The sequence below is a fragment of the Altericroceibacterium endophyticum genome, from assembly GCF_009827595.1.
In the GTDB taxonomy this organism is placed as follows: domain Bacteria; phylum Pseudomonadota; class Alphaproteobacteria; order Sphingomonadales; family Sphingomonadaceae; genus Altericroceibacterium; species Altericroceibacterium endophyticum.
In genome coordinates, this window is record NZ_WTYT01000003.1 from 430,735 (window position 1) to 457,245 (window position 26,511).

Sequence of the window (26,511 nt, forward strand, 5' to 3'; positions counted from 1 at the left end):
TGTTGTTTAAGGCGGCACGCATCGGAACGTAAACACTTGCTATTTGGTGCGATCGATTGCTTTTTCGAAAACTCCTAAGCACTTGAGAATTAGATCGATTACACACTTGCCAAGGCGGCCTGGTGCGCAATTCAGTGCGTGCGCAGCCCCGGGGGCATCGCCCTAGTGCGGCACCTGCATGATCAATAGCCCCGCCAAACGCGATGAGTTCTGCATCACCACATTGCACTATTCGCAGAGAGCGTGCTCAGGAATAACCCGGTGCTTCGCGCCGCCGCTGTCACGCGCTTTCCGTTTATTCTGCAGGGAGCGTCCCCATTAAACCTCCATAAAAATCCGATTAACAAATACATATTTATTTATAACTAAATAATTAATAAGCTTATAAGTATAAAAACCTAATCAATTTGAAATTTTCTATAATATAGACCGGTTTATGTAGATATACGTTATTGAAGTGTAGCCTGATATAAGGAAGCTGTTGCGAGATACCGCAGGGTAAATTGTTTCAGGAGCATTCCAAATGTCTTTCAAGTCGCGCTGGTCGATCGAAAACTCCATCTCTGCCCAGGAAGTGGACAGCGGCTCCAATTTTCTCGGGGCGAAACGCGTACAATATCGGGTTTTGCAGGATATCGAATCCTATGAAACGCAAGAGGACGGAAGCGTTCTGGCGAAGTTGACGACCGGGGGGCACTTGACGATTCCCACTGGCGATTACGCGTATTCAGGCCCGAGTTTGCTGATCAGCCAGAGCTACTTCGATGCCAATGTCGATGATGTCTCGCAGGATGCTTCTTCCGGCTCTGCCGATGCGGCGGCGGTCGTTGATGAGGGGGCGGACGCCAGCCCGGCGAGCTTTGCGCCCATGGCCCTGTCCCCAACGGCCGTAAATTTGGCGCCTGAAATTGTGACCAATACGGCGCTCAACATTTTTACCAGCGGTACAAATAACGGCAGAGTCCAGGCCCTGGATTTTGATGGTGACTCGGTTTCGTTGAGTATCCGGAATGGTATCTATTCCGGAATTTTTGAAATCGATTCAGACACCGGGGTGATTTCCCTCAAGGATCCGGAAAATACTGATCCGGGTTCGTATTTCGTTCAGATTATTGCGACTGACGGAACGGATTCCACGGTTAAGGCCTTGCGGCTTCAGGTGCAGGATGATGGTGGGGCGCAGACCAATGATGTGCCTGAATTTACCAGCGCAAGCTCGGAATCCGTAGTTGAAGGCACCACTACAGTCATGACTGTGGTGGCTCAGGATGACGATCCTGACGATGTCCTGACTTACGATATTGTAGCCGGTGGTGACTCCGATTTGTTCACCATCGATCCCTCCACGGGGGAATTGAAGTTTATCACTGCGCCTGATTACGAGGCACCGGCAAGTCAGGCCGGGACCAACGAATATACCGTGACTGTATCCGTCACGGACGGAACCGAAACGGTGACGACTGAGATCGTTGTCGAAGTGACAGATGATGGTGAAGAACTGCAGAATGCCGCTCCGATCGTCACCGGCGCAAATGAGGTAGAGGTCAGCGAGAACGACACTGCGGTTACCAATGTCACGGCAAGTGACGATGACGGCGACACGCTGATTTTCAGCCTTGCCGGCGATGACGCCGACCTGTTCGATGTGGATGATACCGGTGTCATTTCCTTTAAAGAAGCGCCCGATTTTGAGGACCGCAAGGATGCAGATGCCGACGGGGTCTATAAAATCATCGTCGAGGTCAGCGATGGCGTGGAAACAACACAGCTTCCGATCAGCATTACTGTTGGAGACACAAACGAAGCGCCGATGATCGAAGTCGGCGACGCCTTCGATGTTATTGAAGGAGAAACTCTCGTTGGCCAGCTGACCGTTAGCGATCCTGAAAATGATGCGCTGACCTATAGCCTTTCAGGCCAGGATTCCGGCTTTTTCGCTGTGAGTGAAAGTGGTGTCATATCCTTTGTAGAGGCACCTGATTACGAATCCCGGGTCGATGCTGACGGGGACGGCGTCTATGACGTGACTTTGATCGCAAGTGATGGCTCGCTCACCGCCGAACGGGCCATCAAGATCACCATCACCGATAAGAATGAAGCTCCCGTGTTTGAAGAAGCGGAGCCTTTCAGTGTCGCGGAAGGTGTTCAGCAAGTGGGGAAGGTGGTTGCCACCGATCCTGAAAATGACACACTTACCTACAGTTTGGAGGGGGCCGACGCCGATCTTTTCCAGATTGATGCAAGTGGGACCGTGTCTTTCATCGATGCTCCTGACTTCGAAAATCCGGGCTATGCGCCGGGCGAGAGCGCCTATCAGGTAACTGTCGTCGCCAGTGATGGCTTGCTGCGTTCAGAACGTTCGATCAGCATTTCTGTGACTGACGTCGAAGAACCGCCAGTATTCGACACCGATACGGTGATAAATGTCCCGGAAGGCGTCAAGAAAGTCGGACAAATCGCCGCCAATGATCCGGATGGCGGCACTCTAACCTACAATCTGGGCGGAGACGACGCCGCTAAGTTCACCTTGTCGAATTCGGGTGTTCTGTCTCTGCGTCAGACGCCGGATTTTGAAGTTCCGCATGATGACGACCTGGATGGTGTTTTCTCCATCAGCATCACCGTCAAGGACGATACCGGTCTGAGCGTTACCAAAGACTTCGAAGTTACTATTGAAGATGTCAACGATGCGCCTGTGATCGAGGCGCTGGGGGCCTATACGATTGATGAGAATCGCGCGACCATCGCCGTTCTCCCTGCCAGCGATCAGGACGGCGACGAACTGACGTGGTCGATTTCAGGTGGGGTCGACCAGTCAGCCTTCAGCATTGACGAGACAACCGGTGCGCTGTCCTTTGTGGACGCCCCTGATTTCGAAGATCCCGCCAATTTTTACGATGACAATGTTTACGAAGTGAAGGTCTCCGTAAGTGATGGCGAGGTGTCTGTAGAAAAGACTATCACCGTAACCGTGGGCGATGTGAATGAAGCACCAGCTCTGAATGCCGCGCCGATTCAACTGATCGAAAACCGCACCATCGTCACGACCTTTTCAGCACAAGATCCTGATGGCGATCAGGTCACTTACGAATTTGCTGGGGGAGCGGATGACGCGCTCTTCACCCTTTCAGAAAACACCGGTCTGCTGTCGTTTATCGAAGCGCCGGATTATGAGCAGCCGAATGACGCTGACATCGACAATGTTTACAAAGTTAAGGTTCGCGTCAGCGATGGCGCTGGCAATTCCTCGGTTGAGGAGATCAGTATCTCCATTCTCGATCGCAACGAGCCGCCGGTTATTTCCGGATCGGATACGATCACTCTGGCAGAAAACCGTAATCAAGTTATCGCTATCACGGCCCGCGATGGCGACAATGATCCGCTGACCTATACGCTCAGCGGGGATGATGCCCTGCTGTTCAATATTGATGAAAACGGCGTTCTGTCTTTCAATGATGCACCGGATTACGAAAACCCCAGCGATTCCGATCTGGATAACATTTACGATGTCACTGTGTCGGTTTCCGATGGCACAACGATCATCGACAAAGAACTGACGATCGAGGTTACGGACAAGAACGAACCCATCGTCATTACCAGCCCGGATACGGTGGACATCAATGAAAACCAGCAGGACGTGCTCGGCGTAGTGGCGGAGGATGCCGATGGTGAGGCACCGGTCTATTCAATCTCCGGCGGTATCGACAAGAACCTGTTTACGATCGATTCCAAAACAGGCGCGTTGACGTTCAAAACCGCTCCCGACTACGATAATCCGGAAGATTTCGGTAAGAACAATGTCTACAATATCGAGGTCGCTGCTGCTGTCGACAGCGAAATCGTAAAACAGATCGTTACGATCAATGTTCTGGACATCGCCGAAGCTCCGGAAATTACCAGCAGTCCGGAAATGGTCGTCGCCGCCGGCGCTACGACCGTGATGACCGTCGCGGGTATTGATCCGGATAATGACGATCTGGAATGGTCCATCAATGGCGGGGCCGATCAGGCTTTGTTCGAAATCGACCGTGATACAGGCGAGCTTTCCTTCAGTTCGCCGCCAGTTTTCGATGATCCGCAAGATACGGGCAAAAATAATTTCTACCAAGTTACTGTTCGCGCAACCGATGGCGACTTCATCGCCAGCCGTACCTTCAGCATTCAAGTTACTTCGGACAATTCTGCGCCGCTGATCGAGAGCGAAGCATCGTTCCTGATGCAGGAGAACCGTACGGCCGCCGGGACAGTTATCGCCAGTGACCCTGAAGACGACGCAATCAGTTTTTCCATTGTTGGTGGCCTGGATTCCAACCTGTTTGACATTGATGAGGACGGCCGTCTTTTCTTCAAGGATGCTCCTGATTTCGAGCTTCCGGATGATTCCGATGGAGACAATGAATATCAGGTGACAGTGGGCGTCGGCGATGGCGAAGCTGTCACGGAACAAGCCATAATCGTTCGGGTCACTGACCGTAACGAGGCCCCTGAAATAACCAACGATCTGAATCTGACCGTCAATGAGGGGCGTACAGAACTGGGCGCTGTGCTGACAGAAGACAGCGATGGCGATCCACTGCAATATACGCTCACCGGAAATGATGCCGCGTTGTTCGAAATTGATCAGGTAACGGGCAGATTGTCGTTCAAGGAAGCGCCTGATTACGAAGCCTTCGGAGATGCCGATGGCGACAATATCTATCAGCTAACGGTTACGGTTTCGGATGGGAATGAAAGCGTATCTGAAAATGCGATAATCACTGTCACCGACCGGAATGAAGCCCCCACCATCTCCACGGACGCAGAAATCAGCATCGTTGAAAACCGTACATCCATCAAAAATGTTGATGCGGTGGATCAGGACGGAGACGATCTCACCTATTCGTTGACCGGCAACGATGTTGAGCATTTCGTGATCGACCAAAACGGGAAATTGTCTTTCGCAGAAGCGCCGAATTTTGAAAATCCCCAGGACTCTGATGAAGACAATGTCTACGAAATCACGGTCGTGGTTGATGACGGCCAGAATGTCACATCCAAGAACCTGGAAATTACCGTTACGGACAAGAATGAAGTGCCGGTTCTTGATGGCGCTGATTTCTTCACTGTTGCGGAAAACAAGACATTGGCCGGCACGATAGACGTGACCGACGATGATGGCGATTTCCTAGTCTATACATTGCAGGAGGGCCTTGATTCTGAACTGTTTAAGATCAATTCAGCCGGGCAGCTGACCTTCCGTACTGCCCCTGATTTCGACAATCCAGCCGATGCAGATGAAGACAATATTTATGAGCTGATCATCAATATCAGCGATGGGAAAGGGGGCAGTATCTCTACCCCCGTGCAGGTCGTTGTTACGGGAGTCAATGAAGCACCCACCATCATCAGCGACGCTGATATACAGCTCGATGAAGGCAATCTGCTTGCCCATACTGTGGAAGCAACCGATCCGGATGCGGGCGATGATCTGACCTTCACGATCATTGGCGGGGCTGACCTGAGCAAATTCACGATCGATCAAACTACAGGCGAGGTGTCTTTTAATTCGGCTCCCGATTTTAACAGCCCCGATGATGACGATGCCGACGGGATCTATGAAATTGAAGTTCGGGTAACCGACCAGGGCGGCAAAACAGTTGATCAGGCCATCCGCATCGAAATTACCGATGCGAATGAAGCGCCTATTGTTACGAGCAATGGCGCTGCCGAACTTGCCGAAAACAATACGCAGGTCATGACGGTGGATGCCACCGACAATGATGATGACAGTCTAAGTTATTTCTTGTCCGGGGCAGATGCCGACCTGTTTCTGATTTCATCGTCGGGCGTTCTGTCATTCCGCGAAGCGCCCGATTACGAAAGCCCGCTCGATGAAGACAAAAACAATGTCTACGAGCTGACGGTTTTGGTGAATGACGGGACTGTTTCTACCGAACAGGACATTACGGTCACGATCACCAATGAGAATGATGCGCCGGTTGTCGATACACAGGGCCTGCCCATTACGATCGCCGAAGGTGAAACCGAAGCGGGCGTGGTGGTCACGAATGACGATGACCAAGACTCTTTGACGTGGTCCCTTATCGGCGGTGACGATCGGGATTTGTTCGCTCTCGAGAGTACGACCGGTGAACTGACATTCCTGAACGCGCCGGATTATGAAAATCCGGGCGATGAAAATGGCGATAATGAATATGAACTGCTTGTCGCAGTCTCGGACGGGCAAGCCAGCACCCAACGGGTGATCACCGTCGTCGTCACCGATCAGAATGACGCACCAACCATAGTGAGTGGTAATGCCATAACAATCCAGGAAAAGGGCACGGCAGTGGCGCAGGTTCTGGGCGATGATGTGGATGCCGGCGATACGCTCACCTACGAAATTGCAGGTGGCGTTGATAAAGAGCTCTTCACCATCAATTCCGCAACAGGTGCGCTCTCCTTCAGGAACGCAGCTGATTATGAAAACCCGGACGATTTCGACGCCAATAATGAATATCGCGTTGATGTACTTGTGCGTGACGGGAACGGCGGCAGCTATGTTCAGCAGCTTACCGTCACGGTCGAAAATGAGAATGAAGCCCCCACTGCCGCGGCATCGGTAACGCTGAATATTCAGGAAAACCTGCAGCAGGTGACCATCATCGATGCAAGCGACATCGACGGTGACTCGCTCACTTACTCGCTTGTTGGCGGGGCTGATCGGGCCCTCTTCTCAATTGACGAGAATAGTGGTTCTCTGTCTTTCGATGCCGCGCCGGATTTTGAATATCCGAACGATGCCAATCGAGATGGAACCTATAGTATCGCGGTCGAAATCTCGGATGGCGAGAAGAGCATAATCCAGAACCTGATTATCACCGTCGATGATGTAAACGAGGCGCCGAGCATCGTCAGCCTCACTTCGTTGTCCGTGGTTGAAGGACGGACGACCGTTGCCACACTCGAAGCGCGGGATGGTGAAGGGGACGCGCTCGTTTATGGCATAAGCGGCGGAGATGATGCTGACTATTTCGCGATCGATCCGGCAACCGGGCTGCTGACCTTCAAGGAGGTGCCAGATTACGAAACACCGCGTGATGCCGGCAATGACAATAGCTATAATCTGACCATCAGCGTCAGCGATGGCACGACAACCATCAATGAAGACATCACCGTCACCGTCACCAACAAGGCGGAGGCACCGGTAATGACCAGCGCTTCGGCGCTCAGCGTGGTTGAAAACCGTCTTGCGGTTTCAACCCTTTCCGCGCGTGATGACGATGGCGATACGCTGACGTACTCCCTGGATGGCGGGCCGGATGCGGCACTGTTTGAAATTGACCCGGTCACAGGTGAATTGTCTTTCAAGACCGCCCCGGATTTTGAAGCGCCGGCCGATGCAGATGAAAACAATGCCTATGAATTCACGGTGGCCATTTTCGATGGCACCAGCACGACGCGAGAAGACGTTACCGTAACCATTCTGGACAAGAATGATGCGCCTCAGCTGGCTGCCAATATCGAACTCACGATGGCGGAAAACAGCGACACCGGAAGTCTGATCGAGGCGGTGGATCAGGATCTCGATACGCTTACCTATTCGATCATTGGCGGTGATGATGCAGACAAGTTCATCATCGATCCCGAAACCGGGCTCCTGTCCTTTGTCAATTCTCCCGACTTCGAAAATCCCACCGATCAGGATGAGCAGAATGACTATGATCTGACGATCCAGGTGTCCGATGGTCAGTCCACTACGACCAGCGACGTCCGCGTGCAGGTCACCAACCGCAATGAAGCGCCGACAATTGAGAGCGATGCGGCCTTAACACGGGTTGAGGGCACAGTGATTGTGGGCTTCGTTGAAGGGCTGGACGACGATGGTGATCCACTCACCTATGGAATCGTCGAAAGCTCCGACCGGGAATTGTTCGAAATCGATGCAGCAACTGGTGAGCTGAAGTTTAAATCCGCCCCCGATTTTGCGAACCCTGAAGATGCAGATGGGAACAATGTATATGTGGTAAAAGTCAGCGTTTCCGATGGTTCGCGGACGACATATCAGGACATCGAAGTCACGATAGTCGATACGAACGAAGCGCCGACCATTTCCAGTTCTGCAAATATCACGCTTGCGGAAAACATAAGGGAGGTCACCACTGTTGTCGCTTCTGACCCCGATGGGGATGATCTGACTTACCGTCTTGTCGGTGGCGATGATCTGGCCCTGTTTGAAATCGACGCGGCATCTGGTGAGTTGGCGTTCAAAAACGCTCCGGATTATGAAAATCCGACAGATGACGATCAAAATGGTGTCTATGAAGTCATTGTCGAAGTGGACGATGGCGTCACCAGCGTCAGGCAGACAGTCAAAGTGACACTGACCGATACGAATGATGCGCCGGTGATCGACGCAGGCTCCACAAACATCACCCTGGGTGAGGGCGTGCAAGGTGCCGGCACTCTGGTGGCGAGTGATGACGACGATGATGCGCTGGTCTGGGACATCATTGGCGGAGACGATCGGGATCTGCTGACTATCAATCAGAATACAGGCGAATTGTCATTTGTCTCCACACCTGATTTCGAGAATGCGGGCGATCAGAACGGCGATAATATTTATAACATCAGGGTGTCTGTATTCGATGGTGAGGTCACGACTGAGCAGTCGATCACGATCACCGTAACGGATGAGAATGATGCTCCCCAAATCACCAGCACAAATGCCGTAGTGATTTCCGAAAACCGGACCTCTGTTTTGCAGGTAATCGGGGAAGATGCGGACAGCGATGCGCTAACCTATGAAATAATCGGCGGGCTGGACAAGGGTCTGTTCGAGATCGATCCGGTCACCGGAGGTCTGTCCTTCATCTCACCGCCGGACTTTGAAAATCCCGATGATTTCGACGAAAGGAATGAATATGTCGTCGTGGTTCGCGTAAGCGACGGGGAAGCCGATGCTGAGCAGACGATCACGGTTACCGTTGAAAATGTAAATGAAGCACCTGAGCTTCCGACCTTTGAAGTGCTGACTGTCGAAGAAGGCAAGACAGATGTGGCAGTGGTTGAAGCCACAGACACCGATGCCAACGACACGCTGACCTATTCGATCAGTGGAGGTCCGGATTTTGAGAAGTTCGACATCGATGCGGAAACGGGCATTCTGACTTTTGTCTCTGCTCCGGATTATGACAATCCCGAAGATTTCGGGAGCAACAATATTTATGACCTGACCATCACGGTCAGCGATGGCAATTCCTCAACCAGTCAGGACATTCAGGTTCAGGTGCTCAATGCGAATGATGCGCCTGTCATCATCAGCGGGGATGCATTTCAGGTTGAAGAAAATCGTCTCGCGGCCGCGGCCATCAAGGCTGAAGATGCCGATGGTGACAGTCTGACTTACAGCATCGTTGGCGGTGTGGACATGACCGCCTTCGAAATCGACCCAGTCACGGGTGCGCTGTCTTTCATTGAGGCGCCTGATTACGAACAGCCAACGGACTTCCAGGGGAACAACACATATGAAGTGGAAGTGGCTGTCAGCGACGGGGTTCTGACGACCAAGCAAACGATCACGATTGAAGTGACGGACGTAAATGATCCCTCAATCATCACCACCGATCCGCTGGTCAGCATGGCAGAGGGTGAAAGCCTGGTGGTCGATGTCGACGCAACCGATATCGATGAAGATGACACGCTGGTCTATGAAATCGCTGGCGGTGTCGATCGCGATCTTTTCACTATCAATTCTGAAACCGGCGAATTGTCCTTCATCTCAGCACCCGATTTTGAAGATCCGGCAGATGCCGATGAAGACAATGACTATCAGGTAACCATTTCGGTTGATGACGGCACTAACCTGGTCACGAAAGACATGACTATCACGGTGACTGATACCGATGATGCGCCGATCATCACCAGCGACGCTGTGCTGGAAGTGCGTGAAGATGAAGAGGCGGTCGGAACGATCACCGCCACTGATGTCGATACGCTGACCGAAAATCTGACTTATGCAATTGCGGGCGGTGCTGACGCGCTCCTGTTCGCGATTGAAGAAACGACAGGTGAATTGTCTTTCAAATCCGCACCGGATTTCGAAACACCCGGGAGTGCTGCAGGCAGTAATGAGTATGATCTGATCGTATCGGTTAATGATGGTACGACTGTGGTTGAGCAAACCGTCACTGTAATCGTGAATGACGGCAATGAAGCACCCACGATCATCAGCGATACCGACGTTACTCTGGCTGAGAATATTGCGCTCGCCCAAACTGTGGAAGCCACGGATCCGGATGCTGATGATGAGCTTACCTATGCGATTTCAGGCGGCGTTGACCGTGATCTGTTTGAAATTAACGCAACGACAGGTGAATTGTCTTTCAAATCCGCACCGGATTTTGAAGCACCCGGCAGTGACGCTGGCAGCAACATCTATGAAGTCGAAGTAACCGTCACGGATTCTGAAGGCGCCGCAGACAGCCAGACGCTGACTGTGACGATCGAAGATGCCAATGATCCATCGGTCATAACCAGTGAAAACAGTGCGGTGGTTGAGGAAAATCAGACCGCAGTGATGACTGTTACCGCGACGGATCCCGATGATGATGTGTCGTCGCTACGCTACAGCATTGAAGGCGGCGCTGACGGTGGTCTGTTTGAAATTGACGAAACGACAGGCGAATTGTCTTTCAAATCCGCACCGGATTTTGAGACCTTCGCCGATGCTGACACGAATGGGTTCTATCAGGTTGTCGTTGGTGTGTCTGATGGCAGCAATCTGACGACTGAGGCCATCACCGTCAGCGTTACTGATGCCAATGACGCACCGGTTCTGGATGGCGCAAAAGACCTGGAGATGGACGAAAATCAGATTGTAGTCCCGCTGCCCGATTTTACTGACGCAGATGGAGATACGCTGACTTATGAAATTGTCGGCGGCGCAGATTCTGACAAGCTGAGCATCGACAGGAACAATGGGGATCTGTCCTTCCGGATTGCGCCGGACTTTGAAAATCCGGACAGCGAAGATGGTGATAACATCTACGAAGTCACTGTTTCTGCCGATGATGGCAAGGGCGGGGTCGTGCAGGAAACGGTGACGATCGAAATCACCGATGCCAATGAAGCGCCGATTATTACCAGCCAATCTGAGGTCTCTCTGGCTGAAGAAGGCGGGCTTGCGGTGACGCAATTGTCGGCCAGCGATCCGGATGCAGGCACCACCCTGACCTATGCGATTACCGATGGTGCAGATCGCGATGCCTTCACCATTAATGAAAGTAATGGCCAGCTGTCCTTTGTGGATGAGCCCGATTTTGAAAACCCAGCTGATAGTGATGGGAACAATATCTATGAAGTGGTCGTGACGGTCAGCGATGGTGACTTAACCTATGATCTGACTTTGACGGTCACGGTTACGGATTCAAACGACACTCCAATCATTACGAGCAGCGACACCGCCAGCCTGCCTGAAAATGTCGCTGCAGTGACTGTTGTGACGGCGACGGACCAGAACTCTGATCAGATCACCTATTCCATTGTCGAGGGCGCTGATGGTGCGCTGTTCGAGATTGATGAAACGACAGGAGCATTGTCCTTCATCGAGGCGCCCGATTATGAGGAGCCGCAGGATGCGGATGAAGACAATATCTATGAAGTCATTGTCGAGGCATCGGACGGTGAAGATGCCGCGCAGCAAAGGATTACGGTCACAGTAACGTCGGTAAACGATGCCCCGGTTTTTGAAAGCGAGCCACTGCTCCAGATCGCCGAAAATGAGGAATCGCTCGAAATTCTGGCGAGCGATGATGACAATGATGAATTGACCTATGCCATTGATGGCGGAGCCGATTTAGACAAGTTCACAATTGATGAAGACACCGGTGTTCTGTCATTCAATTCGGCGCCGGACTTTGAAGCGCCGGGTGATGCAGATGAGGATGGGATTTATGAAATCACCATCTCGGTCACGGACGGCACGGAAACATCGCTTCGTGACTTTAGCATTGAAGTGACGGATGTCGTCGAAGGCATCGATACCAGCACTCTTGCACCGGATCAGGGTTTTGTCATCAGGGGCGAAGCAGCGCAGGACCGTGCCGGCTATTCGGTCTCTTCCATCGGTGACGTCAATAATGATGGATTTGACGATATCATCGTGGGTGCCAACAAGGCGGATTCCGGTGCCACCGATACGGGCAAGGCCTATGTGATCTATGGCTCGGATGCCGGTTTTGGCGCGCTGGATGGACAGGGCCGTCAACATATCAGGCTTTCTCAGCTCACGTCGGATAAAGGCTTCATCCTGGCCGGCGAGGAGAATGACTGGCTGGGCAGTTCCGTGTCATCTGCCGGTGATATCAATGGCGATGGCTATCAGGATATTCTGGTTGGGGCACACCCTGCCGACAATAGCGGTCAAAACACCGGTGAAGCCTATGTCATCTTTGGCGGGGCCAGCGGTGTGCGCACCGCGAACGGCACCGGCCGTGCGATTATCGATGTGAACGACCTTACGGAAAGCCAGGGCCTCGTGCTGCTCGGCGATCAGGCCGGGGATGAATTCGGTTACTCCGTATCGGCTGCCGGGGATATCGATGGCGATGGTTATGATGATCTGATCGTGGGCGCCCGTTCAGGCAGCGATGGCGGGGCCTCCGCGGGTGAAGCCTATGTGATTTATGGCGGTTCTGGCCAGCTGGGCACCGTTAACAACGGCCGTCAAGAGCTCGACATGACGAATCTGTCTGCTGCAGACGGCTTCATTATTCAGGGCGATAACGTATCCGACCAGCTCGGCGCTGATGTCAGCTCTGCGGGCGACATTAACGGCGATGGTTATGCCGATTTGCTGGTCAGCGCCTATGAAGGTGACGATGGCGGCAGCAATTCCGGGCAGGCCTATGTGATCTTTGGTGGCACTAACGGATTCGGTAATGCTGTGAATGGCCGCCAGGTGATCGACGTGGCGAGTCTGGCAGGCAATAGCGGTTTCGTGATCCAGGGGATCGCAGGTTCGTCGGCCGGTCGTTCGGTCTCTTCTGCGGGCGATATCAATGGCGATGGCTTCGATGATATGATCATCGGGGCCGCTGGCGATGCCTATGTTGTGTTCGGCAAGAACTCCGGCTTCGGCTCTCCTGATGTCACGGGGAGGCTGATTCTCGATCTGGCCGATTTCGACAGTGAGAGCGGATTTGTCATCCGCGGCAATCAGAATGGCGATCAGCTGGGCTACGCAGTTTCTTCTGCGGGCGATCTCAATGGAGATGGCTATGCGGACATGGTTCTGGGCGCCAATAACGGCGATGGCGGCGGTGCTGCCTCCGGCGATGCCTATGTCGTGTTTGGCGGCGCTGACGGGTTCGGTGTCGATGATGGCAATGGCGGCCGAGAGTTGGATGTTGCGACGCTGGATGGTTCCGCTGGCTTCCGCATTCTGGGCGATGCCGCAGGCGACCGTCTGGGGCGTGATGTTTCTGCGGCCGGCGATGTTGATGGCGATGGCTATGACGACCTGATCGTCGGAGCCTATCTTGGCAATGACGGCGGACCCAGCGCGGGCGAAGCCTATGTCATTTTCGGCGGCGCCGACATGGGCCGTTATGGCGAACAGAGCGATCAGGATCTGACAGGTACAGTTGGTGCGGACACGCTGATTGGCGGTAATGGTGATGATGTAATCGATGCTCTGGGCGGCGGTGATGTCATTCGGGCCGGTTCCGGCGATGACCGCATCACCGTGGGTGATTTCAACTTCAAATCCATCGATGGCGGCAATGGCTTCGACATTCTTGCGATCGAAGGCAGCGGAGAGGAATTCAGCTTCACCCCGGCCACGCAGACCCGCCTTAACGGTCTGGAGGCGATCGATATTACCGGCACCGGTGCCAACACGCTGCGCATGGGGCTGGATGATCTGTATCAGGTGAGCGACTGGCGCATGGATGGCGAGGCCTGGATGATCGTGCAGGGTGATCTGGGCGATCAGGTGCTGACATCTGGCTTCATTGCTTCGGGCACCTACGACTATGACGGCGTAACGTATAATCTGTTCGAACGCGGTTTTGGCAATCTGCTGGTTGCGCAGGATGTCACGGTCGGCAATGACGCGGATGGTGTTGCCCCGATCGTGGATGTGACTGCGCTGAGCGGGGATTACGGCTTCATTATTCAGGGTGCCAACGGGGGAGATCAGCTGGGCTGGTCGGTCAGTTCTGCGGGCGATGTGAATGGTGATGGATATGCCGATTTGATCGTCGGTGCATATGCTGCCAACCCGGCTAATCCCGGCAAGGCTTATGTGGTATATGGCGGGGGCAGCGGCTTCGGCGTAGATGACGGAACTGGCCGCCAGGTCATTGATGTTAGCGCGCTGACCAGTGCTGACGGCTTTGAAATTACGGGAGCTGCTGGTGATGAGCTGGGCATTTCCGTATCCTCAACAGGCGATGTGAACGGCGATGGTATTGACGATTTGATCGTCGGTGCGCCCAGTGCTGATGCCGGTAAAGGCGAAGTCTATGTCTTCTATGGCGAAGCGGGCAGAAACCGCGGTGCGATTAATGTCAGCGATGCTGTCAAACCCGCCGGCTATACGATCACGGGGGCCGCGGCTGGCGATGCGCTGGGCATGTCGGTTTCCAGTGCCGGTGATGTGAATGGCGATGGCATTGATGACCTGATCATCGGTGCTCCCGATGCCGCATTAGGTGGCGGTGAAGCCTATATCATCTTTGGCACTGACGGCACGAGCCGCGACGACATTGATCTCAGTGCCTTGACTGCTGTCGATGGCGTTAAATTTACGGATAGCAATAGCACCGCCGAGCTGGGAATTTCGGTTTCCAGTGCTGGTGACGTGGATGGCGATGGTGTTGACGATCTGTTCGTCGGGGCTTCTGGGGCCAATCACGCCTATATCTATTATGGTAAAGCCGGGTTGAGCAGCCCCACAATCGAAATCGATACGCTTGCTACAGCAGCCGATGCCTACACCATTCGCGGCACGTCAGGCTTTGACCAGCTGGGTACGTCTGTTTCAAATGCCGGAGATGTGAATGGCGATGGTATTGATGATCTGATTGTCAGCGCGACCAATGCGGCTGGCGAAAGCCAAACCTATGTGATCTTTGGCGAAGCGGCGAGAACCCGCACGATAGTCGACATGGGTACTCTGGATGCCAATAATGGCTTCGTCATCACAAGCGACAATTCCGATGATTATGCTGGTTATTCCGTATCATCAGCCGGCGATATCAATGGCGATGGCTATGCCGACATCCTTGTTGCGGCGCGTCAGGGCGACAATGGCGGCACCGATGCTGGTGAGGCCTATGTCATCTTCGGCACCGGATCGGGCTTTGGCGAGGCATTAGGCGGCCGACAGATCCTCAATCTTTCTGCCCTGACGGCAGCAGAAGGCTTCATTATTCAGGGCGACGTGGCCGATGATAATCTGGGCACGTCTGTTTCCAGCGCCGGCGATGTGAATGGCGATGGCTATGACGATTTGGTTGTTGGCGCGGCCGGCGGCGATGATGGCGGCACTAATGCCGGCGAAGCCTATATCATCTATGGCGGCAGCAAATGGGGTATGCAGGGCGAGCAAATTGATGATTTGTTGATCGGTTCGGCTGGTGTCGACACGCTGGTTGGCGGCAATGGCAATGATGTGATTGAGAGCAATGGCGGCGCGGATGTGATCCGCGGCGGCGCCGGTGATGATTCCATTACTGTGCTTGATCTGAACTTTGCCAATGTGAATGGCGGACTAGGCGACGATTCTCTGGTGCTGGACGGTGCCAATGAGATCTTTGATCTGCGCGACCTTCAACCGGTGCAAATGACCGGTATCGAAAGGATCGATATTTCGGGAAGCGGAAATAACACGCTGGTGATTGACCAGACCACCTTGTTTGAAATCACCGACTGGCGGATGGAAGGCGAAGCCTGGCTGATCGTGGAAGGCGATGCTGGCGATGCGGTTGAAACGCAGGGTTTCACCTTCGGCGGCACGCGTGAATATCAGGGCGTGACCTATAATCTGTATGAACGCGGGCGTGCCAATCTGCTTGTGGAACAGGATGTGGCCGTTACCAACAATGATACCGGCATCGCGCCGGTGGTAGATGCCAGCATTCACACCCCACATTACGGCTTCATCATCCGGGGTGATTTTGCAAATGACCGGCTGGGCCAATCCGTATCCGGTGCCGGTGATATCAATGGCGATGGCTATGGTGATTTGATTATCGGCGCTTATGGGGGCGATGATGGCGGCGCCGATGCGGGTGAAGCCTATGTGATCTATGGCGGAGCCGGTGGCTTCGGCGTGGATGATGGGACAGGCCGCCGGGTGATCGACACCACCAACCTGTCTGTCAGCGAAGGCTTCATCATTCAGGGTGATGTGGCGGGTGACCTGCTGGGCAATGCGGTATCGTCTGCGGGTGACATCAATGGCGATGGTGTGGATGATCTGATTGTCGGTGCTTCTGGCGCCAACAGCGACATGGGTGATGCCTATGTGATTTATGGCGGAGCCGGTGGCTTCGGTGTGGATGATGGGACAGGCCGCCGGGTGATCGACACCAGCAGCCTGTCCACCAGCGAAGGCTTCATCATCGAGGGCAATGTGGCAGATGACGTTCTGGGCGTTTCCGTATCGTCTGCGGGTGATGTGAATGGCGATGGTTTGGATGATTTGATTGTCGGTGCTTCTGGCGTCGACAGCGATGCGGGTGAAGCTTATGTGGTTTATGGTCAGGCGGGGGCCAGCCGTGGCTCGATTGACATCAACAACCTGTCTGTCAGCGAAGGCTTCGTCATTCAGGGTGCTTCGGCAGGTGACGAGCTGGGCAATTCGGTATCGACTGCAGGTGACATCAATGGCGATGGTTTGGATGATCTGATTGTTGGTGCTTCTGGCGTCAACAGCGATACGGGTGAAGCCTATGTGATTTATGGTCAGGCCGGCGTGAACCGCACCGCGATTGACATCAGCACCCTGATCGCCAGCGAAGGCTTCATCATCCAGGGTGCTTCGGCAGGTGACGAGCTGGGCAATTCGGTATCCTCTGCGGGCGATATCAATGGCGATGGTATCGATGATCTGATTGTCGGTGCTTCTGGCGTCAACAGCGATGCGGGTGAAGCCTATGTGATTTTCGGCCAGACCGGCGTGAACCGCACCGCGATCGGCACGAACACACTGTCCGGGGCGGATGGCTTTGTTATTCGGAGCGGTGCGTTGGGTAACAATCTGGGCTATTCAGTATCCAATGCTGGCGACCTCAATGGCGATGGTGTGGATGATCTGATTGTAGGCGCTTATGGGGGCGATAATGGCGGTGAAGATGCGGGCGAAACCTATGTGATTTTCGGTACGACGTCCGGCTTCGGTCAGACTGTTGGGAGCCAGCAGGTGATCGACCTGAGTAATCTGACCGTAGCCGAAGGCTTTATAATTCAGGGTGATGCGGCGGGCGACGAGCTGGGCAATTCGGTATCGTCTGCGGGCGACATCAATGGCGATGGCTATGATGATCTGATTGTAGGCGCTCATTTTGGCGATGATGGCGACCCCACGGCCGGTGAAGCCTATATCATCTACGGCAGTGCCCGCATGGGGCAGCAGGTGATTGAAGGCACCAAAGGCGACGATACGCTGAATGGTTCCAACGCCACGGAAAACTTGATCGGTGGTCAGGGCAATGATGTGATTATTTCCGCCGGTGGTGCGGATGTAATCAATGGCGGATCCGGCGATGATATCGTCGTGGTGAGCGATCTCAATTTCACGCAAATTGATGGTGGCAATGGTTTTGACACCTTGCGCTTGTCGACCACCAATCTGAATTTTGATTTCACAGATATAGGCTTCAACCGCATCACCGGGATCGAGGCGATTGATCTGACCGGCGACGGCGACAATTATCTGACCATTGATGCGACCAGCCTGTTCAATTCCACTGATTGGCAAATGGGCGGAGAGTCCTGGATGATCGTGGAAGGCGATGCCGGGGATGAGGTAACCACCATTGGTTTCATCGCTGGCGGCACGTATGAATATGCAGGTGTAACCTACAATCTGTACGAACGCGGGCGTGCCAATCTGCTGGTTGATCAATCTGTATCTGTCGCCAATGACGGTAAAGAAGCGGCACCTATCATATATTCTGATCTGGTGACGGATCACCTTGGGTTTGTCATCCAGGGTACCGCAGCAGGGGATGAACTGGGCTTCTCTGTATCATCGGCTGGTGATGTGAACGGGGATGGCTTTGACGATCTGGTGGTTGGTGCCAGTCGCGTTGATAGCGGCGGCCTGTTCGATTCCGGTGAGGCCTATGTCATCTATGGCAGTTCCGATGGCTTTGGCGTGGATGATGGAACCGGCCGAAAGGTCTTGGATGTCGGTGCTCTGACCGCAAGCCAGGGTTACAGCATTACAGGCTCGAATTTTGCAGAAGGCCTGCTGGGCTATGAGGTCACCGGGGGAGGTGATCTGAATGGCGATGGCATTGCCGATCTGATTGTCTCTGCAACTGAGGCAGGTGACCCACTCAACCCCAACGGCAACGGCCAAGTGCACGTTATTTTTGGGACCAAGGGCACAAAGCAAACAGTCGACATAAGCAATTTGGGCCTGAGTGAAGGCTTCATGATCGAATCCACTGACGACTCCGCAGACGGTTTTGTATCCCTAGACTTCGTTGGTGATCTGAATGGCGATGGCATCAATGACATTGTCGTGGGCAGTCCCTTTGCAGATCCGAAAGACAGTAGCGGTTCAGAAGTAAAGAATGCTGGTAGCGTGCTCGTTATCTATGGCCGGGCCGATCAAAACTATGCAAATATCGACTATACGGGAAGCCTTGTTCCAGACATCGGCTTTGTCATTAATGGCTCGGCGAACGGTGATGTTCTGGGCGTTGCGGTATCGTCAGCAGGTGATGTGAACAATGATGGTATTGATGATCTGTTACTCGGTGCCCGGGGTTATGATTATAACGGGACGACCGTCAATAGTGGCGCCGTATTTGTAATCTTTGGCCAGGCCGGGAAAAATCGTGGCACGCTTGAGACAAATGCGTCGCTTAATAAGAGCGATGGTTTCATCATTAAGGGGACTGACGCGGACGGCAATCTTGGCCTCGGTCTGTCAAATATAGGCGATGTCAATAATGATGGCATTGATGATCTACTCATCGCCGCACCAAAGACTCCGGGGGGCAGTACAGCTTACATTGTTTATGGTAAGGCTAAGGGTAGCACCTTTGGTAAGCTGAACCCTGCCGGGGAGGACACGATCGACGTCGATGACCTGACTCCGTCAGAGGGTTTCGTCATCAAGAACGACGAAATAGTCGATTCTCAACTTGATTTTGGTCTTGACCTTGCTGGCGATATCAACGGCGATGGTATTGATGACTTCATCATCGGCGCAAAAGATAATGCAAATGGCGGTGAAGCGTTCGTAATTTTCGGCAGCGATTCCGGATATGGCGCGCTTGTTGGTAGCCAGCAGGTGCTTGATCTTGCTGATCTGACTGCAGAGCAAGGGTTCATTATCCGGGGTTCTGAAGCTAGCGGCCTCTTGGGCTATTCCGTGTCCGGTGCGGGCGATATTGATGGCGATGGCTACGACGATCTGATCGTCGGTGCACCAACCGGTGAAGGCAACGGGAATGCCTATATCATCTATGGTCAGGCGAATATGGGGCAGGTGGTCATTGAAGGCACTTCGGGCAATGACGCGCTGACCGGGACTGACAATGATGACACGATTATCGCCGGCGCAGGTGACGATGTGGTCTCTGCTGGCGGCGGTAACGATGTGATCCGCAGTGGTTCCGGCGACGATATTATCATCGTTCCTGATATGAATTTTGCCGATATCGATGGCGGCGGCGGTTTCGATACGCTGGTGCTGGGCGGCGAAGATGTGATTTTCGACCTGACGGACGAAAATGCGCCCGAAATCTATGATATTGAGAAGATCGATATCTCCGGTTCCGGCGACAATTCGCTGGTGATCGACAAGGACTTCATTTTCGATGCTGGCGGGTTGCGGATGGACACCCGCGATTGGCTAATCGTGGCGGGTGATGACGGCGATACCGTGTTGCTGGGCGGTTTCCTGAACGGTGGCGATTATGAATATGAGGGCGTCACCTACCAATTGTACGAACGCGGCCGTGTCAGCCTGTTGGTTGAACAGGATGTTTTTGTGCAGCAGGATCCCAATGGCGATGCGCCTTATCTTGATGTTGGTGCGTTGGCCGAACGGTACGGCTTCATCATCCAGGGCGATGTGGCAGACGACACTCTGGGCAATTCGGTATCGTCTGCGGGTGATGTTAATGGCGACGGCTATGATGACCTGATTGTCGGTGCTTATGGCGCTGACAGCGAAGCGGGTACGGCTTATGTGATTTATGGCGGAACCGATGGCTTCGGCGTGGATGACGGGACAGGCCGCCGGGTGATCGACACGAGCAGCCTATCCACCAGCGAAGGCTTCATCATCCAGGGCAATGCGGCGGCTGACGTTCTGGGCGTTTCCGTATCGTCCGCAGGTGATGTGAATGGGGATGGTTTGGATGATCTGATTGTCGGTGCTTCTGGCGCCGACAGCCAAACGGGTGAAGCTTATGTGGTTTATGGCCAGGCGAGCACCAGCCGCAGCATGATCGACACCAGCAACCTGTCTGTCAGCGAAGGCTTCATCATCCAGGGCAATGCGGCGGCTGACGTTCTGGGCTATTCTGTGTCGTCTGCAGGTGACATCAATGGCGATGGTGTGGATGATCTGATTGTCGGTGCTTACGGCGTCGACGGCGACACGGGTGAAGCCTATGTAGTTTATGGTCAGACTGGGACGACCCGTGGCGCGATTAACACCAGCAACCTGACCCCCAGCGATGGTTTCATCATCCAGGGTAATGCGGCGGGTGACCGTCTGGGTTATTCGGTATCGTCCGCAGGTGATGTGAATGGCGATGGTTATGATGATCTGATTGTCGGTGCTCCTCGGGGTGAAAATGGTGGCACTGATGCTGGTGAGGCCTATGTGATTTATGGTCAGGCTGGCGCGAGCCGTGGCCTGGTTGACACCAGCAGCCTGACCCCCAGCGATGGCTTCATTATCCAGGGTGATGCGGTGGACGACCGTCTGGGCTTTTCGGTATCGTCTGCGGGTGACATTAATGGCGATGGCTATGATGATCTGATTGCCGGCGCGCGGTATGGCGATGATGGCGGCAACGACGCGAGTGAAGCCTATGTGATTTATGGTCAGGCTGGCGCGAGCCGTGGCCTGGTTGACACCAGCAACCTGACCGCCAGCGAAGGCTTCATTATCCAGGGCGATGCGGCGGGCGACGCTCTAGGTTACGCGGTGTCCTTCGCGGGCGACATCAATGGCGATGGTTTGGAAGACCTGATTGTAGGCGCTTATAGTAGCGATGATGGCGGTATTGATGCGGGTGAAGCCTATGTGATTTTTGGCACGACGTCCGGTTTCGGTCAGACTGTTGGGGGCCGGCAGGTTATCGACCTTACCGATCTGACTGCGACCGAAGGCTTTGCCATCCGGGGCGATGCGCCGAGCGACTATCTGGGTATTTCTGTATCCTCTGCGGGTGACCTCAATAACGATGGCTATGACGATCTGATTGTCGGTGCGCGGCGTGGTGATGATGGCGGCGCTGATGCGGGTGAAGCCTATATCGTCTATGGTGGCCCGCAATGGGGCGTTCTGGGTGATCAGGAAGGCGTTATTCGGGCCGGAACCAGCGGTGCAAACACCCTGATCGGTGGAAATAATGATGATGTTCTAACCGGCGCGGGAGGGGCGGATTCCATCCGCGGTGGTGCAGGTGATGATGTTATCTTTGTCTCCGATCTTAACTTTCTCAACGTCAATGGCGGCAGCGGTTTCGATGCGCTGCTGTTGAATGCTGGGCCTGCCAGTTTCGACTTCACCGCCCTTGATCATACGCGTCTGTCCGGCATCGAACTGATTGATATCGAAGGTACGGATGACAATACGCTGAAGATTGATGCCGAAACGCTGCTCCAGATCACTGATTGGCGGATGGATGGCGAAGCATGGCTGATCGTTACCGGTAATAGTGGAGACGCCGTCGTAACGCAGGGCTTCACCAATAGTGGCACCTATGAATATGGCGGGGAAACCTACAATCTCTATGAACGTGGGCGTGCCAATCTGTTGGTTGAGCAGAATGTCGTCGTTCAGAACGATCTTGCCGGCGCCGCGCCCTATGTCGATACGACCTTGCTGGGTGAAGAATACGGCTTCGTCATCAAGGGTAGGGACACGAGCACCAACATCCTGACGGGTGCTTCAGTATCGTCCGCAGGTGATGTGAATGGCGATGGATATGCAGATCTGATTATCGGGGCACCCGATTATGACTCGACATCAGGTGAAGCCTATGTGGTCTATGGCGGAGCTGATGGCTTTGGCGTGGATGATGGAACCGGTCGGCGCGTTGTCGATCTCACGACACTTTCTGAAAATGTAGGTTTCGTGATCTCCAATGGGGTCAGCGGTGACTACATGGGGAGCTCGGTATCATCAGCGGGCGACATCAATGGCGATGGTATTGATGATTTGCTTGTCGGCACTGACGGCGGCAATGAATCCTATGTGATTTACGGCGTTGGCGGCTCGGGTCGCGACCTTGTCTATGTTCCGACTATGGATAACGAAGACGGGTTCGCGATTATCGGTGGCAATACGGGCGATAATCTGGGAGTTTCGATCTCCGCCGCTGGTGATGTCAATGGTGATGGTATCGACGATCTGATCGTTGGCGCCAATGACGCCAATTCCAACACCGGTGAAGCCTATGTCATCTATGGCGAAACAGGCACCAGCCGGGGTGACGTGAGCGTTGGCAGTCTGTCCAATATTCAGGGCTACACGATCGAGGGGGTCACTGCTGCTGACGGTCTTGGTTATGCTGTCTCTTCAGCGGGTGATATCAATGGTGACGGTATCGCCGATCTGATCGTCGGGACCGAAAATGCTGATGAAGTCTATGTCATCTATGGCGAAACAGGCACCAACCGTAACACGATTGACCTCAGCTCTTTGTCGCTGGCACAGGGCTTTACGATAACGGCGGGCAGCGCGCAGAGCTATTCAGTGTCATCCTTGGGCGACGTGAATGGTGATGGTATCGACGATATCATTATCGGTACGCCAGATACCGGCCTCGGCGGTTCCGCCTATGTGATTTACGGTGAAGCAGGCGCAAACCGCAGCACCGTCAACCTCGCTAGCCTGTCTGGCAGTGCAGGTTTTGTCATCCTGGGTGATGGAGCTAATGATGGGCTGGGCTATTCCGTATCATCAGCAGGTGATGTGAATGGCGATGGTTATGCCGACATAATTGTCGGAGCGAACAAGGGGGACGACGGCGGCCAGGATGCTGGTGAAGCCTATGTCATCTTTGGCACTGGACAGGGCTTTGGCCAGGCATTGGGCGGTGTGCAGACGATCGATCTCTCGGACCTCGATGCAACGACAGGCTTCGCAATTCGGGGTGACTTTGCCGTTGATGAGCTGGGCACTTCAGTCTCCGGCGCTGGTGACATTAATGGTGATGGCTATGACGATCTGATCGTTGGCGCGCCAAATGGTGACGATGTCGGCGAAAATGTCGGTGAAGCCTATATCATCTATGGTGGCACGAAATGGGGCATACAGGGTGAGCAAGTTGATGACACGCTGTTCGGTGCGGCTGGTGCTGACACGCTGATCGGCGGCAATGGCAATGATATCATTCAGGGCAATGGCGGCGCGGATGTGATCCGCGGCGGATCAGGCGATGATATCATCTCTGAGCCTGATCTCACTTTCGCTGTCATCAACGGTGGTAACGGCATCGACACGCTCGTGCTGGAAGGCGCGGGTGCCAATTTTGATGTCACCTCGCTTGGATCGTCACAGCTGACCGGTATCGAACACATCGATATTACAGGCAGCGGAGACAATTCGCTGACACTGGATGATGCCTCGCTGCAGCGTATCAGTGGATGGCGCATGGATGGTGAGGCCTGGCTTATCATTGAAGGCAATGAAGGGGATAATATCCTCACCCAGGGCTTCATGGATAGCGACACCTATGAATATGAGGGCGTCACCTACAATTTATATGAACGCGGCAATGCCAACGTGCTGGTCGCACAGGACGTAACGGTAGCGAATGATCCCAATGGCCAGTCACTGCTGCTGGATGTAGGCAAACTGACCAAGAACTTTGGCTTCACCATTTCGGGTGAGGTTGCGGATGATTTGTTCGGCTTCTCGGTGGCGTCCGCTGGTGATATCAACGGCGATGGCTTCGAAGACATTATCGTCGGAGCCACGGGCGTTGCTGGCGATGGTAGCAATAGCGGCGAAGCCTATGTCATCTATGGTGGCCCGGTGCCTTTGGGTACTTTGGGTGACGATGGACGCCGTGTGCTGGACCTTGCCACTCTCGGGACATCAGAAGGTTTCCGGATCATTGGTGATGCCGGCGGGGACGTGCTTGGTACATCGATTTCGGCATCGGGTGATATCAATGGCGATGGCATTGATGACCTGATTATCGGAGCGCCTGAAGGCGATGACGGCGGTACTTCTGCTGGTGAAGCCTATGTCATTTATGGCAAGGCTGGTGTCAGCCGTACCACCCTTGATACATCGGCACTCCTCCCTGCTGACGGTTTCATCATTCAGGGTGGCAATGGTGGAGACAACTTCGGCTCTTCGGTTTCCGTGGTGGGCGACATCAATGGCGATGGCATTGATGATCTGATTATCGGTGCGCCTGAAGGCGATGACGGCGGTACTGCTGCCGGTGAGGCCTATGTCATTTATGGGCAGACTGGCATTGAGAGGGCGCGGCTTAATGCCGGGAGCCTGAGCGCGCCGGATGGCTTCGTAATCCAGGGGGATGCCACAGGGAACAGGCTCGGTACTGCAGTGTCTGGTGCGGGCGATATTAATGGTGACGGTATCGTCGATCTGGCCGTTGGCGCGCCTCTCTATAGTAGCTCCCGGGGTGAGATCTATGTGTTCTTCGGTCAGACCGGAACTTCGCAGGGCAACATTGATACATCCAATTTGAGCGTGCCAGGCTTCACCATTTCCGGCAGTAAGCTGGGCGGTCAGGCCGGCAGTGCGCTTAGTGCTCTGGGCGATGTAAATGGCGATGGCATTGATGATCTGCTCATCGGCGGCCCAGTGGCTGGCGGCGGCGGAGAAGCCTATGTCATCTTCGGTCAAAGTGGAGCAACCCGCACCGATATCGATCTTGGGACATTGGGCAGCCAGGGTTTCATCATCCGCTCTCAAGGTTCAGCGGATCGGTTGGGAACCTCTGTCAGCGGAGCGGGCGATATCAATGGAGATGGTTTCCGCGATCTGATTGTTGGTGCGCCGCAGGTCAGCGACGGCGGTTCCAGCGCTGGTGCCACCTATGTGATATTCGGCACGAATTCCGGCTTCGGCACCGAAGTGAGTGGCAATCAGGTAATCGATCTGGATGAGCTGACTGCTTCGGAGGGCTTCATTCTCCAGGGCGGCCAGGAAGATGACGAGCTCTCCGCTGTGGCGGCCGGCGACATCAATGGCGATGGCTTTGACGATCTGCTTGTCGGTGCGTCTGGGGCCGGTGACACCGGACAGGCCTACATTGTCTATGGTGGCACCCAGTGGGATCTGCAGGGTGATCAGGATGACCAGACTCTGACCGGCACGGTTGGCGCCGAAACGCTTGTTGGTGGCAATGGCAATGATGCCATCACCGGCAATGGCGATGCGGATATCATTCTTGGCGGTGCCGGTGATGATGTGATCACCATGCCTGATCTGGCATTTGCCGATGTGGATGGTGGCAGCGGGTTCGATACGCTGGTTCTGGGCGGAGGAAGCAACACTTACGATCTTGCCGATCTGTTGCCTGCTCAGCTCACGGCTATCGAGGCGATCGATATCACCGGCAGCGGGAATAATACGCTGGTGATCACCGAAGCGCAGCTGCTGGATGTCAGCGACTGGCGTATGGCTGGTGAAGCATGGTTGATTGCCGAGGGCAATTTCGGCGACATTGTAAATGCCGATGGCTTCACAGCGAATGGAACTTATCAATTTAATGGAACTGACTACAATCGCTATGAAAGCGGAAATGCGAACCTGCTCGTCGCAAGCGGGGCGTCGGTTGAAACTGGCGTAGTCGCAGCAGCTCTACCACCGGTAGCGATGAGCTCCTGGGATGGCGGTTTCGGCGATGACCTTTCCAATGACGGCGGTCAGGATCTGGATGCCCCCACTTCTGATCCGGAATATCTCTCCAGCTTCGCGATGGACCCCGTTCCGATGGCGAGCGACTCGGAGGATGTGGCTGGTGATGCGGAAAGCGGCATGGATGATGCCGGAGATTCCATGGCGGAAGCCGTACTGGCATCCGATGCTGTAATATCGGATGATCCACTTTCCTGATT

Annotated in this window: 1 protein-coding gene; it reads left to right on the forward strand. The window is 54.1% G+C overall.

Features of this window, described 5'->3' with window-relative positions:
- Positions 1–523 precede the first annotated feature (523 nt).
- Entirely contained in the window at positions 524–26,509 is a 25,986-nt protein-coding gene (locus GRI91_RS09080) for a cadherin domain-containing protein (RefSeq protein ID WP_160736319.1), read from the forward strand.
- Positions 26,510–26,511 lie beyond the last annotated feature (2 nt).

Excerpts from the sequence above, each read along its gene's own strand:
- GRI91_RS09080 (WP_160736319.1), top strand. The coding sequence starts at position 524 with ATGTCTTTCAAGTCGCGCTGGTCGATCGAAAACTCCATCTCTGCCCAG.